The 19,234-nt window shown below is 42.8% G+C and carries 9 protein-coding genes; 5 read left to right on the forward strand and 4 right to left on the reverse strand.

Going from position 1 to position 19,234, the window contains the following annotated elements; translation table 11 throughout:
* Positions 1-3: 3 nt before the first annotated feature.
* Positions 4-3,273 carry a non-ribosomal peptide synthetase gene (locus tag AAC852_RS03880; protein ID WP_340619901.1) on the reverse strand — a complete coding sequence of 1,090 codons (3,270 nt, stop codon included), beginning with the start codon at positions 3,271-3,273 and terminating at the stop codon, positions 4-6.
* A 685-nt stretch (positions 3,274-3,958) separates the two neighbouring features.
* Between AAC852_RS03880 and AAC852_RS03885 the strand changes: the two genes are divergently transcribed.
* From AAC852_RS03885 to AAC852_RS03900, 4 genes are all read left to right on the forward strand, one after another.
* Positions 3,959-5,317, forward strand: coding sequence for an aspartate aminotransferase family protein (locus tag AAC852_RS03885; RefSeq protein ID WP_340619902.1), 1,359 nt, complete (start codon positions 3,959-3,961; stop codon positions 5,315-5,317).
* 339 nt (positions 5,318-5,656) lie between these two features.
* Positions 5,657-8,470, forward strand: coding sequence for a pullulanase-type alpha-1,6-glucosidase (gene pulA, locus AAC852_RS03890; protein WP_340619903.1), 2,814 nt, complete (start codon positions 5,657-5,659; stop codon positions 8,468-8,470).
* A 303-nt stretch (positions 8,471-8,773) separates the two neighbouring features.
* Positions 8,774-9,163 (forward strand): nucleotidyltransferase domain-containing protein, encoded by a 390-nt coding sequence (locus tag AAC852_RS03895; protein ID WP_340619904.1) that lies wholly within the window; start codon positions 8,774-8,776, stop codon positions 9,161-9,163.
* Positions 9,124-9,549, forward strand: a complete 426-nt coding sequence (locus tag AAC852_RS03900) for a DUF4111 domain-containing protein (RefSeq protein WP_340619905.1) — start codon at positions 9,124-9,126, stop codon at positions 9,547-9,549. Before AAC852_RS03895 ends, AAC852_RS03900 begins: the two co-directional genes overlap by 40 nt.
* A 108-nt stretch (positions 9,550-9,657) precedes the next feature.
* Here AAC852_RS03900 and bla read toward each other — a convergent pair whose 3' ends face one another.
* The 3 genes from bla to AAC852_RS03915 form a co-directional block, all read right to left on the reverse strand.
* Complete coding sequence (gene bla / locus AAC852_RS03905; protein WP_369793171.1) at positions 9,658-10,500, reverse strand: class A beta-lactamase; 843 nt, start codon at positions 10,498-10,500, stop codon at positions 9,658-9,660.
* Positions 10,501-10,690: 190 nt separating this feature from the next.
* Complete coding sequence (locus AAC852_RS03910) at positions 10,691-12,631, reverse strand: exoribonuclease II (RefSeq protein WP_340619906.1); 1,941 nt, start codon at positions 12,629-12,631, stop codon at positions 10,691-10,693.
* Positions 12,632-12,992: 361 nt separating this feature from the next.
* A complete protein-coding gene (locus AAC852_RS03915; protein WP_340619907.1) occupies positions 12,993-13,868 on the reverse strand; it encodes an arginase family protein in 876 nt (291 codons plus the stop codon).
* A 980-nt stretch (positions 13,869-14,848) separates the two neighbouring features.
* On the opposite strand from AAC852_RS03915, the gene AAC852_RS03920 reads away from it, so the two are divergent.
* Positions 14,849-19,234: amino acid adenylation domain-containing protein (locus tag AAC852_RS03920; RefSeq protein WP_340619908.1), on the forward strand; the 4,386-nt coding region annotated here is incomplete at its 3' end.

Genomic DNA, 19,234 nt, shown 5'->3' on the forward strand with positions numbered 1-19,234 from the left:
TGTTTAATTCATGGATTTGTAAATACTTTTTAGTAATTCAGCGTCAAATTGCAGTAATTGAGCATCGACAATACACTCTTTAAGTTGGCTGAGGGTGGGGTGCGAAAACAGTTGCTGAACAGAAAGCTCTACACCAAATATTTCCCATATTCTTGATTGTTGCTGTAGGACTAATAGTGAATTCCCGCCAAGTTCGAAGAAATTGTCATGGCGTCCTATGCGTTTAATTTTCAGTAATATTTGCCAAATATTGGCTAATTGTTCTTCAATTTCACCTTGTGGCGCGACATATTCTTGTGTGATTACTGCTGAATGATCGGGGACTGGCAGTGCTCGGCGATCCAACTTACCATTCAGGGTCAATGGAAAAGCATCCAGTGTGACAAATGCACTGGGGATCATATAATCAGGCAGATTAATGCTCAGTTGTTCCCGCAGCTTGGGAATGCTCAAGGTGATATCTGATTCAGGTATAAGGTAAGCAATTAATCGTTTATCTGTAGCGTCGTATTCATGCACGACAACAATGGCACGTTGAACACCAGCACATTGAGTCAGGCAGGTTTCAATTTCGCCTAATTCAATCCGGTTTCCTCGTATCTTGACCTGAAAATCATTACGCCCCAGATAATCGATACTTCCATCAGGCAACCATCGCCCTAAATCTCCTGTCTTATACATTCTTGCATCTTTGTTGTTGCTAAATGGATCAGGAATAAAACGTTCTGTTGTCAACTCTGGACGATTTAAATAGCCACGGGCAACGCCAATACCACCGATATAGATTTCTCCCGTAATGCCGATGGGTACAGGTTGCTCATATTTATCAAGAATATAGATTTTCGTATTGGCAATAGGGTAACCAATTGGCACTGAAGCGGAATATTTGTCTGATCCACAACGCCAGGAGGTGACATCGATAGCGGCTTCAGTTGGGCCATATAAATTATGCAGCTCACTGTGAGGTAAATGAGATAAGCATTTCTGTTGCAGAGAGTATGGCAGTGCTTCTCCACTGCATAAAATTTGACGCAAAGAAGGGCAACGCTTTGCTGGAATATGATGAATGAAACTGTGCAGCATGGAAGGAACAAAGTGAATAGTTGTAATACCACGGAGTTCAATTTCTTCCAGCAAATAGACGGGGTCTTTATGGCCATTAGGGCGTGCTATGACTAACTGAGCGCCAGAGAGCAGAGGCAGGAAAAATTCCCATACTGAAACATCGAAACTGAACGGCGTTTTTTGCAATACACGATCATGTTGATTCAATTGGTATTCGTCTTTAGCCCATAGCAGACGGTTTACAACGCCACGATGCTCATTCATAACCCCTTTGGGCAGACCAGTTGAACCAGAAGTGTAGAGTACATAGGCTAAGTGGCGGGATGTCAGGCCTAATTCGGTAACTGATAAATTATTTTCCTCCTGCACAGTCATTTTTGTTTGAAATTCTTCACTTCCCCATCGCCATACAGGAATATTTGTTTCTGGTAAATGTCTTTTCAGATTTTGATGAGTCAATACGAGTATTGGATTACTATCTGATAATATGTGATTCAGACGATCTGTCGGATATTCAGGATCGAGAGGTACATAGGCGGCACCTGCTTTGAGTATTCCTAGCAAACCAACCACCATATCCGCACTGCGTTCCATGCAAATGGCGATACGGTCATCTGGGCAAACACCAAATTTAACCAAAGCATGGGCTAATTGATTGGCTTGTCGGTTTAATTCAGCATAACTTAATTTATGGTTATCATAAATTAGGGCAATTGCGTTTGGCGTGCGGGTGACTTGCTGTTCTACCAGTTGGTGAATCAAAGTTTGTTGAGGAAAGGCTTTATTTGTTGTATTGAAATTACAGAGAATTTGTTGACGTTCTTGCTCATTCATCAGTGGCAAATGGTCAATTTTTTGTTGTTCGTTATCAGCCATTGCAGTAAGCAAAACGAAGAAATTTTTCATGAGTTGATGGATTAACTCAGTATCGAACAACTGGGGATCGTAATGGAAATAACACCGAATTTGTGTGTTGACCTCTAATATATTAAGCATCAAAGGGACGGGAGTATCAGCATAAAGGGGATAGGAAAAAGGCTGTAATTCTGCACCTCCCCAATGTACTGTCGTACGATTATCTTCGTCCATCCATAGCAATAATAAGTCACCAATATATCGAGGTTGTTGAAAAGTCATCAAAGTCTGGAAAACGGGATGAGTTTCTGCATGGCGTTGTAACTTGAGTTGCTCCAGTACTTTAGCAAAGGGATATTTTTGATTCTCAATGGCCTGACGGAGGCTTTTCTGAGCTTGGAGAATATGCTCACGAACGTTCATATCACCGTCAATTTGACCACGTAATGCGACTGGATTAACAAATTCACCGACCAATTTTCCCCAATGTGCACGGCTTCGCCCCGGCATCATTGAGCCTATAATAATATCGTTCTGTTCTGTGTAGCGATTCAATAAGATTTGGTATGCAGCCAGAAAAATAGCAAACAGACTGTTGCCATATTCAGAAGCCATAGTGCGGAGTTTATTCGCCAATATATCTGGAATCAGGCGAGAAATTGTGATTTTATCGGTTAATGGTGTTGGTGTATTTTTAAGAGAGACATTTTCTGTTGACCATTTTATGTTTGGCCACTGTAGTGTATTCAGATGACCAGCCAAATGATTACGCCAGAAATTTTGTTGTTTTTTTGCACTGTTACTGTTCAGCCATCGCTGCTGCCATGTAACATAGTCTTGAAAACTATGCTCTGATATTGGTTCTAAGGTTTGTGAGGCTAAGACACGGCCTAATTCTTCCAATAATAACCAATAAGACCAGCCATCAACTGCCAGATGGTCAAAAGTGAGTACCATGATGCTTTCTTCGGGATGGTATTGATACCAACTGGCATAAATCCGCAATGGGTGCTCCAAATCGAAAGGATGCCAGCAATCACTGCGTATTCGTTGTTGCAGCGTATTTTCGTCGAGATATTTAGCATTATGTTGTTGGATCTGTATTTCAACATGCTCTGCAATACGGTATCCCAACTTGCCATCGTATAGTCCAAAGCTAGACCGTAACATAGGATGTCGTTTTATCAGATGATTGATTGCAGTTTCTAAACGTTCAACAGTTAAACCCTTAACCCGTGCACAAAATGCACTATTATTTTTTCCCCGTTGGGTTGGATTAATTTGATATTGAAACCAACGACTATTCTGAGCTTCAGATAAGGAAAATAGTTTCATATTTTCAGGGTGATTCACTTTATATAGCTCCCTTTTTTTATATGCATATTAAAAAATATAATAATTGAAATATTAAATTAGAAATGACCTTTACACTTAGATAAAATGTTTGTGGAATACTCAAAAAATAGCAAAAAACTGCCCCAGTCTGTTGCGAGAAAATACCGGCTTTTTTCATTTTGAACTGTTATTCCTCCGACAGAGAGCACTAATAAAAAATATTTAACATGTTACTGAGCTTGGTATTTATTTGAGTATTGATACATTTTTTTACACATTATGCTCAGATGCCGAATAAATAAAAACCAATAATAAATTTATAATAATTATTATTTGATATATTATTTGTTATGAGAGTAATTAATGATGTTTCAAGTAAGAAATTATCTCTAATGAACTTATTATTAATATTTTTATTCTCAAATCAAGAGATAAAATAGATAAGGTGAGTAGGTGGAATTATGTGATGAAATTATTGAAAATGAGGGATATAATTAAAATTTATTGATATTATATCCATTGGTGTAAAACTATTTCTTTTGTTGATTAAATAAATGGCTTACAAAACAATGACTAAAAATTTACCATATATATTTTACGCTTAAATTTGTAAAAATAATTTATTTGTTTTTTTGAAAATAACTTTAGATTATCAATACAGCTATGAACAATTTCAAGTTTAAATTAAAAAAGAGAATGGATAATGGAAAAGTCAATAATTAAAACTGAGATTCCTGGACCAAAATCAAAAATTGCTTTACAAAAACAAGCTCAATGGGAGTCCGATGCGATATCTTATCCGAAAAGATTACCAATAGCTTTAGACAGAGCGTGTGGTTCTTACGTGCAAGATGTCGATGGTAACATATTTATCGATTTTTTATTGGGAGCAGGGTCATTACCATTGGGGCATTCGCACCCAGAATTAGTAGATGAGGTATGTAAACAGGCGAAAAAGCTAAGTCTTGGTTTAGACTTTCCTACACCAATAAAAGAATCATTTACTGAAGCTCATTTTAGTATGTTACCTGAAAAACTGCGGGATTCTTACAAGCTACATTTTTGTGGGCCTACGGGAGCTGATGCAGTAGAAGCTGCAATTAAATTAGCTAAAGTATCAACGGGTCATCAGGAAATTATCAGTTTTAGAGGCGGATACCACGGATGTACTACTGGCGCTTTAGCAGTCACTGGCAATCGCCAAATGAAGAAAGATTTTTTGGGCTTGATGCCGGGCGTACATTTTTTCCCCTTTGGCTCAGAATCACATTCTCAAACCAGTTGGGTGATGAATTCACAGCAACTTGATGCTGGTATGTTTCTGGAATCTGCATTAAGAGATGCAAACTCAGGTCTTGGAAATATCGCAGCAATTATCCTTGAATTGGTACAAGGAGAAGGTGGTCTTTATGTTGCCGAAAAATCTTTTGTATCTAAAATTTATCAGTTATCGAGAGAATTCAATATTCCTCTAATTATTGATGAAATTCAGACAGGTTGTGGTAGAACCGGGACTTGGTATGCATTCGAACAGTATAATATAGAGCCTGATATTTTTGTCACATCAAAAGGAACCAGCGGAATAGGGCTTCCTTCATCATTAATGTTTTATAAAAAAAGATATAAAAATTGGTTGTCAGGAAATCACATAGGTACATTTAGAGGAAATCAGCTTGCTTTTAGTGCGGGAGTAAAAACTATTCAAATAATTAAACAAGAAAACATACTGGGTAATGTAAAAGAGATGTCTTCAATAATCATTGAGAAATTGAATGCATGGAAAATCAAATTTCCATTCCTTGGTGAAATTCGTGGGAAAGGCCTTATGTTAGGGGTGGAAATATTAGATCCTAAACTCGAAGACGCTGATGAAAAAGGTGCTAAAGAATTGCAGAAACTGGCATTGCAACGTGGACTTATTACCGAGCTTGGTGGCCGTAATGATACTGTTCTTCGCTTATTACCTCCATTAAATATTGATATTAAAACCGTAAACGAAGCATTTCAAATCCTTGAAGAAGTCTTTGTTTTTTACAATAACTTGACTCACAAAAAAGGATAATGTTAATCCGGTGTCTGTTACGTGGTATGATAAAAAAGATAGTTAGACACCGGGATAATATTACACGGCTCACGCACCCCAATCACATCGTTATCTATGCTCTTGGGGATTATTCCCTGGCTGTCGTGCTGCATCTTGAAACCCAATAGGGTATAAATGATTAATGTTATCTTTTAAGTAAAAAGGTTTAAGTGAAAAGGTTTAACTGTGAAATCTAACTTCTGGAGGAAGATTTACCTTGTTGTATTGAATAGCCTATTAATTTTATTTCTTACAAGCTGCGCACAAAGTAGTTTCATACAAAATAAGTGTTATTTGTTCAAAAATCAGGAGAAACTGATGGCACATCGTGTGAAGCAAATATCAGGTAGTGAACAAATCTATCGTTGTCGTACTAACACCTCTCATTCTGTGCCAGAAATATCTCAAGCTTCTGCACATTGGATTGACAGACAGACGTTATTATGGTCAGGAGGTGAAAGTAAATCTGTTGTTCGCCTATATCACAACCAAAGTAATAAGGTAAAGGCCAATGATCAGGGGCATTTTACTGATAATTATCTGACACTCACACCAACCGTTTTAAGTCAGGAAACAGCAAAAAAATTCCCACATTTGGCAAAGTGGCCAGCTTTCCGCTTGCCTGAAAATGTGGATATTGATCGACTCCTGACCGGAGATTTGGTGGTTTTGTCGGCCAATGAGCAAGGTTTATTTATATCAGCAACTCAAGTACAAACAGCGGGGGTACTGGACGATCGTTTCGCCGATGCGGCTGATAAATTGGAATATGGCGCCAGGATCAATGACAAAGGTGTGATTTTCAGGTTGTGGGCACCTACAGCACAAAAGGTAAGTTTAATTATCTATGAGCAAAATAAACAGGTTATCGCTAATCACGTAATGCAACGTGATATTGCCAGTGGTTCCTGGTCATGGCAAGGTGACAAGAAATGGATTGGTGCTTATTATCGCTATGCCTTACAGGTCTATCACCCGCAATCTCGCAATGTAGAACACTATGAAGTTACTGATCCCTACTCTTATAGCTTGTCTACTAATTCGGAATATAGTCAGGTCGTCAACTTGAATGATGAAGCGTTAAAGCCTCACAATTGGGATAACCTGTTGGCACCACATCCACAAAATACTCCAGCCGATATTGCACGTATGACTATTTATGAAGCGCATATCCGTGATCTTTCCGTTTCAGACAGTACGGTGCCCGTAGCCTGGCGTGGTAAATATCTGGCACTGACTGACAATAACAGCGATATGTTCAAGCATCTTAAGGCGTTGAGTCAGGCGGGAATGACTCATATAGAATTGTTGCCGGTGTTTGATATTGCTTCCATCAATGAATTTAGCCATCAGGTGGCTGATCTTGATCATCCTTTTAGCCGTTTGTGTCAAATTAATCCCACAGTGAAGAACAGTCGTTTTGCGGCATTTTGCCATAGTTCATTAACTGTACGGGAGGTTTTGCAGCAGTTGCGGCGTGATGACAATATCAATAATCCGCAAGTGCAGGAATTGAATACGATGGTGGCAAAAACGGATTCCTATAACTGGGGTTACGATCCGTTTCACTATTCAGTACCAGAAGGCTCTTATGCTACTGAGCCGGAAGGTTCTGTTCGTATAAAAGAGTTTCGTGCCATGGTGCAGGCCATCAAACAGCAATTGGGTATGAACGTGATCATGGATGTTGCTTACAACCATACCAATACAGCAGGCCCGACATCCAGAACATCAGTGTTGGATAAGATTGTACCTTGGTATTATCACCGTTTGGATGAAATAACAGGCAAAGTTGAGAATAATACCTGTTGTTCTGATACTGCGCCGGAGCATCGCATGTTTGCCAAATTGATCGAAGATTCACTGGTGACATGGGTTAAAGATTATAAGATAGACGCGTTTCGGTTCGATTTAATGGGTTATCATCCTAAAGCACAAATTATATCAGCGTTAGAAAAAGTGCGGGTCATTAATCCATCGATCTACTTTTTCGGCGAAGGATGGAATTCTGGGCAGGATGATCGATTCGAAACAGCTTCTCAAATCAATCTTAAAGGAACTGGCATTGGTACTTTCTCTGACAGGTTGCGTGATGCGGTGCGTGGCGGAGGGCCATTTGATGTTGCCGACAGCATCCGCAGTAATCAGGGGGTCGGTAATGGTGCTGAAATATTGCCTAATGAAATTTCCAGGTTAGATGCCGATAACGTTCGTCATTTATGGGATCTGGTTCGGCTTGGCATGGCTGGTAATTTGGCTGATTTTGTCATGATCGATAAAGACGGAGCAGTGAAAACAGGTAGCGAAATTGATTATAAGGGCGCTATTGCGGGTTATGCATCAGCTCCGCTTGAAGTACTGAATTATGTATCTAAACACGATAATCAAACATTGTGGGACATTATTAGTTATAAAGCTGCCTATGAAGCGGATTTGATGACACGGGTTCGTATGCAAGCGATTTCCCTTGCTACAGTATTCCTTGGGCAAGGTCTGGCGTTCGATCAACATGGGTCAGAATTGTTGCGTTCAAAATCCTTTACCCGTGATTCTTATAACGCTGGCGATTGGTTTAACCGTGTTAGTTATGATTATAAGGATAATAATTATGATGTGGGGCTGCCATCACAGAGTGATGATGGTAAGAATTACCCACTGATTAATCGTGTGAAAAACCAGGTGAAAAAACCAGGCCAAACTGAATTACTACAGATGATGGCGTTTTATCAGGAGTTATTGCAGTTACGTCAGTTTTCACCATTGATGGCTCTTGGTAATGGCGCTGCGGTCAGACAGCGTGTCGATTTTGTTAATGTTGGCCCTCATCAACAAATGGGGTTAGTGGTTATGACGATTGATGATGGCAATATGACTCCACGTGATCTTGACTGGCGGTTTGATGGTTTGGTTGTCGTTATTAACGCTGCATCCTGGTCTGTGACTGTTAAAGATCTTAATGTCAAGGGATTGAAGTTAAATGATATTCAACGTGAATTGGGCAAGACATCTTTGGCCGCAGGGATACGGATCACTGAGGATGGCGAAGTAATAATGCCCGCATGGTCGGCAGCCATACTAGTTTTACCTCAAGAAGGAATGCGTGGAACAGGTTTACCTGTTCGTAAGAAATAACGAAACCGGGCAAGCTGTTTGAGTTTCTTGAGCGAATATTTTACCTGATGCTGTAAGGCCCCGTTATTCACTGTGGGAAGAATGTTAATAACTGGTCAGGCATGAACCGATAACCGACCCCTGTTTCTGTCAGTCAATGTTTAGGGCGGGCAGGGTCGGTTTGTAGCTTCAATTAAGCTTTGTTTGATATACCACATGCGAAAGACTGCCAATCTTTCCCTTCACGAACAACGTCAAATAGGGTTGACGAAGCCGCATGAGGAGATAAAATCCTTAGAAATATCATCCTGGCTATATTCAAAAATGAGTTGCTTAGTACCTATTCCTTCCGAAGCAGATAAAGCGTTGTTGATCATTCAAAAGCAATTAGCGGAATCGCTGGTAGCTGTCTATCTTCATGGTTCGGCTGTGGCTGGCGGTCTTCGTCCTCGCAGCGATGTAGATTTGCTCGTAATCATTGACCGGCCGATGACGTCTGTGGTTCGGGAATGTCTTGCTGCCGATTTAATGATAATATCGGGCCGATATCCTTCTGATCCTGATGGACGTCGTCCTGTTGAACTGATTGTTTTTTGCGCTCCGATCTTGCTGTATCGCTTTATCCAGCCCGATGCGAATTCATTTACGGTGAATGGCTACGTTGCGAATATGAGGTGGGCGAAATTCCCAAGTCTGTTTGTGATCCAGAATTGACCTTGGTGTTGGCTCAATCACGACAGGAAGCGATACCTCTGGTCGGCCCGGACGCGAGCAGTCTTTTGCCCGCTATTCCGGGTTCGGACATACGTCGAGCTATTAAAGATGTCTTGCCGAGTTTAATTGAAACGCTACAGGGAGATGAACGTAATGTTCTGCTAACGCTGGCGCGTATGTGGCGAACATTAGTTACTGGAGAGTTTGTCTCTAAGGATGTTGCTGCCGATTGGGCGGCTGCTCGCCTTCCTGCCATACAGGCCGCAGTTTTAGCCGATGCGCGGGAGACCTATTTGAGAGGAGGTGAAGAAGATTGGCGAAATCGTCAGCAAGAATTGCAGCTCACGGTAAGTTCACTGCACAATTGTGTGCTAACGAATCTATGACATACCACCGGTAATTTGGTGAGTAAGTTATTTAATCCATGGCAGTTATATATTTCCATAAATCTTCTCAAGCTACGCCGTAAATTAACCGCGTAGCATTGTCGATCTTTATTTAGTTTGAATCAGTATGTGGGCTGCTTCTGCCAGTACATCACGACGGGCTTTAGCGTTTTTATCGCCAGGTTGAGTGAAATAAGTGACCAATACTAATGGCGCTCTGTTTTCCGTCGGCCAGATCACGGCAATATCATTGGTTGACCCGTAGTCACAGAGACCCGTTTTATCTCCCACAACCCAATCTTTTGGTACTCCGGCACGAATACTGGCATCACCCGTTGTATTTCCTTTTAGCCATTCTGCCAGTTGCACACGTTGATTGGTTGCTAACATATTACCTAAGGTCAACTTGTATAAACTTTCCGCCATAGCTTGAGGTGTCGATGTATCACGTTCATCACCCGGTTTGACTAAGTTCAATTCAGGTTCTTTGCGATCTAACCGGAATTTATTGTCGCCGATAGTACGGGCAAATTTTGTCAAACCACGCGGGCCATCTAATTGGTCAAGTAGCAAGTTCATAGCTGTATTATCACTATATTGCAAAGTTGCTGCGCTCAACTCTGCTAATGTCATACCGCTTGCAATATGTTTTTCGGTAATCGGACTATATTCAACAACATCGGATTGTTTGTAGTTGATACGCTGGTTCAGTAAGTTTTCATCTTTTTCGCTTTTTTTCAAAAGCGCAGAGGCTGCCATAAATTTACTGGTACTGCACAACGGAAAACGTTCGTTTGCCCGATAACCGATGGTTGAATTGTCTGCTGTATTGATTAAGAACACACCAAGATGTCCATTAGCACTTTTTTCTAAGGCGATAAGTTGATTAATAATCTGTTCTTGTTGAGCCGTATTAGGCTGAGTAGGGGATGCCTGGGAAGGTGAAGTCATTAATGCACTGAATAAAGGTAAAATTGCTGCGGTAATGCGCGTGAATTTTAGTGTAAGAAGTTTCATATGAAAATCTGAATAATTGTTTAATATTTGTTGTAAAAATGCCGCTTATAATAGCGGCAGTGTGTTTATTGTTCTGGAAGTCCCGTTTTATTGGGTATTTCTCTGCTAAGTTTTACTAACAAGTTTAACTAACAGGGCGTGCCACAATATTACGGGTTTCCATTCTGACTTCTTCAAGACGCACATTGATAATGTCATTCAGACGATAAACTGTTTCGCCTTTAATTAATACGGAACCTGTTTCTTGGCTGCATTGAAGTTCATCACGAACAGCATGCAGGAATGGGCCTGGGACAAAAGCAATTGCGCCATTGTCAACCAGGCGAACACGCAATCCACCACGAGTGATATCAATAATTTCAGCGGAAAAAGTTTGATCCGTACCAGCGTGAGGGGCAAGAAAACGGGCATAGAGCCAATCGCCTACATCACGTTCAGCCATACGATTTGCCCGTCGACGCTCGGATAATTGCAGGCAAATTTCTTCGGCTGGCTTTTCTGCTTCTGTTTGTTGAATAATCGCTTTCAGCAAACGATGGTTGATAATATCGCTGTACTTACGGATAGGAGATGTCCAGGTTGCGTAAGCATCAAAACCGAGTCCAAAATGTGGGCCGGGTTCTGTTTTGATTTCCGCAAAAGTCTGGAAACGGCGAATACGGCTATCGAGGAATTGCGTCGGTTGTTTGTCCAGTTCGCGACGCAATTCGCAAAACCCTTCTAATCCCAACAGAGTTTCATGGCAGGTTTCAATATTGTGTTCCTTGAGCACTTCAACAACGTGCTCAATTTGTGCTGGTTCAAATCCAGTATGAACGTTATAAATACCGAAACCTAATTTATCGCGCAGGATTTTTGCCGCACACAAGTTAGCCGCGATCATTGCTTCTTCAACAATGCGATTGGCGGAGCGGCGCTGCTCGATAACAATATCAGCCACATTCCCCCCTTCATCAAGAATAAACCGATAATCTGGTCTTTCCTTGAACACAAGGGCGTGCTGTTGGCGCCAGTTGTTACGGCGCTCGCACATTTCTTTCAACAGTGTGATTTGCTCAGCAACAGCATCAGAACCCGGTTTCCAACCATCCTGGCCTTCCAGCCAGTCAGAAACTTCGTCATAAACTAATTTGAACTTCGATTCGACCCAGGCTGTGAAAAATTGAAGATCATCACCTAGTTGCCCATCTTCCAGAATGGAAACCTGACAAACCAGAGCAGGGCGTCGGGCATTTGGACGCAGCGAACACAAATCATCAGATAGTTCGCGGGGCAGCATAGGAATATTAAAACCCGGCAGATAGTTGGTGAAACTACGCTGGTAAGCGATTTTATCCAGTTCACTGTCAGCTTTGATATAAGCCGTTGGATCAGCGATGGCGACGGAGAGTTTTAAACTTCCGTCATTATTCCGGGCGATGTGCAATGCATCGTCCATATCTTGAGTTGTTGCACTGTCAATGGTCACAAAATCAAGAGAAGTCAGATCAATACGTTCAAAAGAATTATCATCCAATTGGCAATCCGTCATAGCGGGTGCTTCACGTTCCAGATTATGACGTGTCAGAGTAACCCACCAGGGAGCGAAGTGGTCATCACCACGGGTGATATAGCCTGTTACCTCTGCATGGAATCCACGATCACCTTTCAATGGATGACGCTTCATTTCAGCGACAGCCCAATCACCATTTTCGAAATGATGGATCACTGTATTGGCCGGCCGGCAAGGGATAGCGTCTTTTAACAATGGGTGATCAGGAACAATCCATAGACGGTTATCGTTTTCTTTTTTCTGGACCCTTCCTACAAAACGGGTCAGGAATGGTTCAATCAGCGTTTCTGGTTCAGCGATCTCTTTTTCTTTGTCAGTGTGAATAGCGGCTGTGATGCGGTCACCGTGCATCACTTTTTTCATATGAGGTGGTGGAATAAAGTAACTTTTTTGACCATCGACTTCCAGAAAGCCGAAGCCTTTTTCAGTTCCTTTGACTAAACCTTCTACACGCAAGGTTTGAGCGTGAAGTTGCTGTTTTAGCTGAGCAAGCAGCGGATTGTTTTGAAACATAATAATCAGGAGAGTTATGGAGTTATTATTGGTAATTTTGGGTAACAGTTTTACGCGAATCAAGGTTATGGAGCAAGTAACATCTTATCAAAACACGAAAAACTGTTAGTAAAGACTAATAATTGTACTGTTTATGTTTGGCTGGCCGCAGAGAGGTTTTTCAGATTGCGGTATGCCACATTTTCCACATTGATTTATTGCACCAGAGATCAATAAAAATTGTTGGCACTTGTTTGAAGAATATCATCGTATGTGCATGGATTAATATAAACATTCATTATTTAAAAAAAACTGAGGCCGAATGGATCTGGCCTCTCAATACACAGAATCTCAATACACGGAATTGATATGCTTCTAATTTTTATTTACCCAATAGTGGAAGTTGAGCCAGCATGGCTTTAAGGTTAATGGCATCCCAGGGAAGATGCTCAGAAATAGTCAGACCGACTGTCTTTGTGTCAGAGGTAGCGCGATTGATTAAGTTCACAATATCTGAAATAGTTAACTTACCTTCCGCTATGCCGCCAAAATCATTTTCACCTCGTCCTGGCTGTGCGAATAAAACAGAACGGAAGTTATGTGGATCAAGAACATCTAAGTCTATATGAATAGCCAAATATTCAATGCATTGCGTTTTAATCCATTCCATTACGGATTCTGCGCCGGTTCTTACTTCTTCAGGAGAGCAGGTGTGAATTCCGTGATCTGAAATGAATTTTTCCTCATATTCCAGTGGCGTATGCATACCAGCGATCATGATGTTTTGCGGGGATATAGGTAATTTTACTGTACTAGTAAAATCAGTATCACCATTCCCCATCAGGGCACCGAGAACATGGGAATGAGCGTTTTTATACTGAACTGGAGTTTGCACATCAGGGTGTGAATCAATCCACAATATCCCCAGTTTATCTGCATATTTTTCATTCAGCCAAGAAAATGGCGCAAGAGAAACAAGACAGTCTCCCCCCAGAACGACAACAGAATCAGGAGAATGCTGCTCAATTAATTGACGTGCGATGGTTAATTGTTCAGTTAGTGCAGAACGTCCCATTATTCCACCTTCCTCCCTGAGAGGGATTTTTGTCGGTGGAGTTACAGGGACTTCCTCAACAGGTCCGGCAGATTGTGGGGCAAGCCACGACAAAAGTTTTGCGCCAAAATAATAGGGAGGATTATTTCCTCCTTGCCACTGAGGAAAAATTAATCTTAACGTTTTATTATTTCTATTAGCCATAATATTCGGCTCCTTTAATAAAAATGGTTCACTTGACGAAAAAATGAATAACCCGGTATTAACTCAGATCTTAAATCTGATAATTCAGTCACCTGATAATGTTTTGATGAAATGACGACAAGTGGTGATCAAAGTGAAATTTTATTAAGATTATTTTTCGCCACTTATACTATATAAATCTTTTCAACTTGAAGATGCTGGTTTTAAATAAATTATGCCCGGAAAATTCGACTGTTTTTGTTACCCTCATCATCGAAGATAACACCTTATATTTGTGCAAAAAATAGCCGCTTATTTTAAATCTCCAATTATATTTTGGTGGGAAGTTTTTTGAAAATTTTCCCTGTTTTTTTAGTCACAGGCGACTATTATCACTGCTACTGTGTTCATCATTTTTTTAAGTCTCGCTTGGAGAAAAAGAGAATAAATCTTTTTAAGGTAATGAAATTTGCATCTTCAAGTTAATAGGGTATATATTATTGCACGATTGAGAGTAATAATATTTTTATTGATTGTATATATTTTAATACCCAAGAATGTAAACTAATTAAATAATTGGATTTATTATAAGTAAAATAATTTTAAACCTGTATCTTGAAGTAGAGAAATCAAATGGCTTCAATGGTTATAAAATATATTAGGGTTTAAGTATTTTTAATCTGCGATTCTATTGCTATTTATGAGGATAGTAAATGGAGTTAATAAAAATAGAATGTCCTATTCCAATTTATCTGGCTAATTATTTTTTCATTGTTAACAAAATTATTATTTCATAACGTTAACATTATCACTATTCATCGGGCTATTGTATTTAAAGCCTGACAAAAAGTACTGCCTAAATATTTTGATCCATGTTTTATGCATGAGTTGTATTTCTCTCCAGTCAAATGAAAAAAAGTAAGAAAAAATATTTTTGATGATCCTACAGACTGAATATTTTCAAACAACTAACAGATTCGTTGAGATGAGGTAATAAATAAATGAAAGATAACATTGCTACAACGGGAAATAGTCTTAATGGTGAAGCACTTTCTGGAATAAATACTCTACAATCACTCACACCCAGTGAATTATTTTGGTATCAGCGTCTTGCCGCTTTGCACCCCCTCCAGTTACCTTTCGACATTCCCCATAAGATTGCTGAACCCCGTTGGGCAATCAGCTGTTGGCAGTCCCCGTCTCTTCAAAGTGGTCAAGAAGAGCCGTGGCGAATAGTGTTGCAAGCATTTGTTATCTATCTTGCGCGTCTGACTCAGCAGCCAGTATGCCAAATCGGCTGGGGGGTAGCATTAAACGATAACCAGGCAAATCTGGCCTCAGTGGTGCCCATGGACATTGCAGTGGCGTTGGATCAACCGTGGTATGGGGTAGCTGACGCGGTTGATGATGAACTTACCCAACTGGCGCAACACCAGACATTCAATTATGACCGCCTTTCTCATTTACCTTCATTGCACGCCATCCCTGAATTAAGCACTCACTATCCGTGGTCGATAGCGGTTTCGGTGATACAGGATGACAGACAGTGTGATCAAAAAGCGTCGGGTGAATTGCTGACACTTCAGATAAATGAGCAGGGCGGTTTTTTCCGTTGGATCTATGATGAAAATCGCCTGAGTGCGGAAGTGATTGCGCGCATGGATAACCATTTACAGATGTTGCTGTTATCAAAAGGAAGAAGTGATGATATCCCCATTGAGCAGCTTAATTTGTTGCCGGAGGTGGAACGGACATTGCTATTGGAAACCTGGAACCCGACTGAAATCCTTTATCCTGAAGCCTTGTGTATTCATCAGTGGTTTGAGCAACAGGTACAAAAGACCCCACAGGCTACGGCACTTGAGTATCAGGGGCAAACACTGAGTTATGCTGAATTAAACGCCCGCGCTAACCGGCTGGCCCACCAATTGATTGAGCAGGGAATTGGACCGGAGCAACGGGTTGCCATTTGCGTGGCACGCTCACAGGCCATGGTGGTGTCACTACTCGCAGTACTGAAAGCCGGTGGGGCTTATGTGCCGCTGGATATTACCTACCCGGCTGAGCGTCTGGCATATATCCTAAATGACAGTGCCCCATCCGTAATATTGGCGGATGGCACCGGACAGTCCATATTGGGTGACAAGATACTGGCTGAGTTGACGGTACTTGACCCGACGATGCAGCCGGATCAACCGGACAGTAACCCACAAGTTTCAATGTTAACACCGCAAAATCTGGCCTATGTGATTTATACCTCCGGCTCCACCGGTCAACCAAAAGGGGTGATGGTGGAGCATCAGGCGGTCTATCAGCGCATGTTGGGCGTCAATGAACAGTATGGCGTGACGGCGCAGGATCGGGTATTGCAGTTTGCGGCGTTTGCCTTTGATGTTGCGGTTGAGGAGTGTTTCTCCTCATTATGTTATGGTGCTACGCTGGTTATTCGCGATGATAGCTGGCTGGAATCAATGACAGAATTTATCACCTTAGTGCGGGAAAACCGTATCACGGTGCTGTTACTGCCCACGTTATTCTGGTCTGAACTGGCAGCCAGAGAGCCAGAATTAGCACTACCTGACGCGCTCCGATTGGTTATCATCGGCAGTGAAGCTGTGCAGAAAAAAGCCCTTCAGGACTGGTTTGCCCAGTCGGGTCACCGCCCTCGGTTATTAAATGCTTATGGCCCGACGGAAAATACCGTTACCGCCACCTGTCAAGAAGTCTTCTCTTCGGACGATGATCGTTCCATCGGCCGGCCCCTCAGCAATACCCGTATTTACTTACTGGACAACAATGGACAACCCGTACCGCTAGGTTGCTCAGGGGAAATCTACATTGGTGGTGTGGGGGTTGCGCGGGGGTATTTGAACCAGCCAATTTTAAGTGAAGAACGCTTTATCCCCGACCCTTTTAGCCCCGTATCGGGTGCCCGGATGTATCGTACCGGGGATGTGGCCCGTTACCTGCCGGACGGAAACCTGGAGTTTCTGGGTCGTAATGACCAGCAGGTAAAAATCCGCGGCTTCCGTGTCGAATTGGGGGAAATTGAAACCCGTTTGCTGGAGCATCCAGCAGTGAATCAGGCAGCAGTGCTGGCACTGGATGACGGACAAAGTAGGCGGTTAGTGGCTTATATCGTGGCGGAAACTGTGAGGGAGGAAGAGAATGACGAGTGGATAAACAGCTTGCGTACCCATCTGAGTGCACTTCTGCCGGATTATATGGTGCCGGCAGCCTTTATGCGTCTGGACAGCTTCCCGCAGACTCCGAATGGCAAACTGGATCGCCGGGCATTACCGGCCCCCGACGATGAAGCATTTGTCCGGCAGGTGTATGACGCCCCGCAAGGGAAAGAGGAAACGATACTGGCGACAGTCTGGAGTGAGTTATTGGGCATTAAGCAAATTAGCCGCCATGACAGCTTCTTTGCATTGGGTGGCCACTCCCTGCTCGCGATGCGTATGATTGAGCACCTGCATCAGCAGGGGTTGGCGCTGGCGGCGAGTGATTTATTCCGGTCGCCTGTGTTATCCGATCTGGCGAAAATGTTGGGGCAGCATCAGACTATCGAAGTCCCACCCAATATGATTACTCCCGCAACACAGCAACTGACCCCGGCGATGTTACCGTTGGTGGATTTAACCCAGGCAGATGTTGACCAAATTGTTGAACAAGTGCCGGGTGGGATAGAAAATATTCAGGATATCTACGCCTTATCGCCCTTGCAGGACGGTATTTTGTTCCATCACTTATTGGCGCAGAAAGGCGATCCGTATTTGTTGACCGTCCAGATGATTTTTGCTGATCGCGCTTTGCTGGATAGTTATCTGGCAGCGATGCAACAAATCATTGAGCGGCACGATATCTTACGCACCGCCTTTATTTGGCAAAACATATCCGTGCCAGTACAGGTCGTCTGGCGTCATGCTGACTTATCAGTGACTGAGCTGACGCTGGATCCGGCTGATGGTCCGGTCATTGACCAGTTAAGTCAGCGTTTTGATCCGCGTCATTATCGCTTGGTTCTGGGTCAGGCTCCGCTTCTGCATTTTGTTGTAGCGCAGGAAACTGATGGCCGCTGGTTCTTACTGGAATTGCACCATCACCTGATTGGCGACCATGAAGCGCTAGAAATGATGCACCGTGAAGTCCAGTTATACTTGACAGGGCAAGAGGAAAATCTGCCTGTACCGGTGCCGTTTCGCAATCTGGTGGCTCAGTCCCGATTGGGGATGAGTCAGGAAGCCGATACCCGTTTCTTTACTGAAATGTTAGCTGAAGTGGAAGAGCCGACGCTGCCGTTTGGCTTGACAGAGGTGCATCGTGACGGTTCACAGGTGACGGAATTTCACCAAATGTTAACGCCTGAGCTGAATAATCGCTTGCGCAGTCAGGCCCGGCAGTTAGGCGTCAGTTTGGCGGCTTTGTGTCATCTGGCCTGGGCCCAGGTGTTGTCACGGGTCTGTGGACAGGAAAAAGTGGTATTCGGCACCGTGTTGTTTGGACGTATGACTGGTGGCGAAGGAACAGGGAATGGGATGGGGCTGTTTATTAATACCTTACCGTTGCGGCTGGATATTGATGATATACCGGTACGGGACAGCGTGCAGGCCGCCCATCGCCGGCTGGCGGGATTATTAGCCCATGAACATGCATCACTGGCGCTGGCGCAGCAGTGTAGTGGGGTTGACCGTGGTACATCCCTCTTTAGTGCTTTGTTGAATTATCGACACAATGTCTTATTGGGAATGTCAGGTGAACTGGTCAGAGGGATTGAATTTGTTGGGGAACAGGAGCGAACCAACTATCCCTTTGTACTGTCAGTGGAAGATTTTGGTGAGGCGTTAGGCTTAACGGCGCAGGTCGTGCAGCCGTTTGAGCCGGCGCGGATATGCGGCTATATGCAGCAGGCGCTGGAAAGTCTGGTGGCGGCGCTGGAACAGGCGCCGGAAACCCCGGTACGGCAGTTGAATATCCTGCCGGAAGCAGAACGTACACTGTTATTAACTACTTGGAATACAACGGAAACTGCCTATCCAGAGGCATGGTGTCTCCATCAGTTATTTGAGCAGCAGGTGGCGAAAACCCCACAGGCGACCGCTTTAATAATGGGTGATGAATCCCTGAGCTACCGCGAGTTGAATACACGGGCGAATCAGTTGGCTCACCAGTTAATCGGACAAGGCGTTTGCCCCGGCGATTCGATTGTGCTGATGTTTGAGCGCTCCGTGGTACTGGTGATGGCACAACTAGCAGTACTGAAAGCCGGTGCCGTTTACGTCCCCCTGGATCCCAGTGTGCCGGATGAGCGGAAAAACTGGTTGATCGATGACTGTGCCGCCAAATTGTTACTCACCGATACACAGGCAGATATTCCGGCTGAT

The sequence above is a fragment of the Xenorhabdus siamensis genome (genome assembly GCF_037996745.1).
GTDB classification, from domain to species: Bacteria; Pseudomonadota; Gammaproteobacteria; order Enterobacterales; family Enterobacteriaceae; genus Xenorhabdus; species Xenorhabdus indica.

What these genes read in the sequence shown, in the direction of transcription:
- AAC852_RS03885 (WP_340619902.1), top strand. Translation starts at nt 3,959, where the DNA reads ATGGAAAAGTCAATAATTAAAACTGAGATTCCTGGACCAAAATCAAAA.
- pulA (WP_340619903.1), top strand. Translation starts at nt 5,657, where the DNA reads ATGGCACATCGTGTGAAGCAAATATCAGGTAGTGAACAAATCTATCGT.
- AAC852_RS03895 (WP_340619904.1), top strand. Translation starts at nt 8,774, where the DNA reads ATGAGTTGCTTAGTACCTATTCCTTCCGAAGCAGATAAAGCGTTGTTG.
- bla (WP_369793171.1), bottom strand. Translation starts at nt 10,500, where the DNA reads ATGACTTCACCTTCCCAGGCATCCCCTACTCAGCCTAATACGGCTCAA.
- AAC852_RS03910 (WP_340619906.1), bottom strand. Translation starts at nt 12,631, where the DNA reads ATGTTTCAAAACAATCCGCTGCTTGCTCAGCTAAAACAGCAACTTCAC.
- AAC852_RS03915 (WP_340619907.1), bottom strand. Translation starts at nt 13,868, where the DNA reads ATGGCTAATAGAAATAATAAAACGTTAAGATTAATTTTTCCTCAGTGG.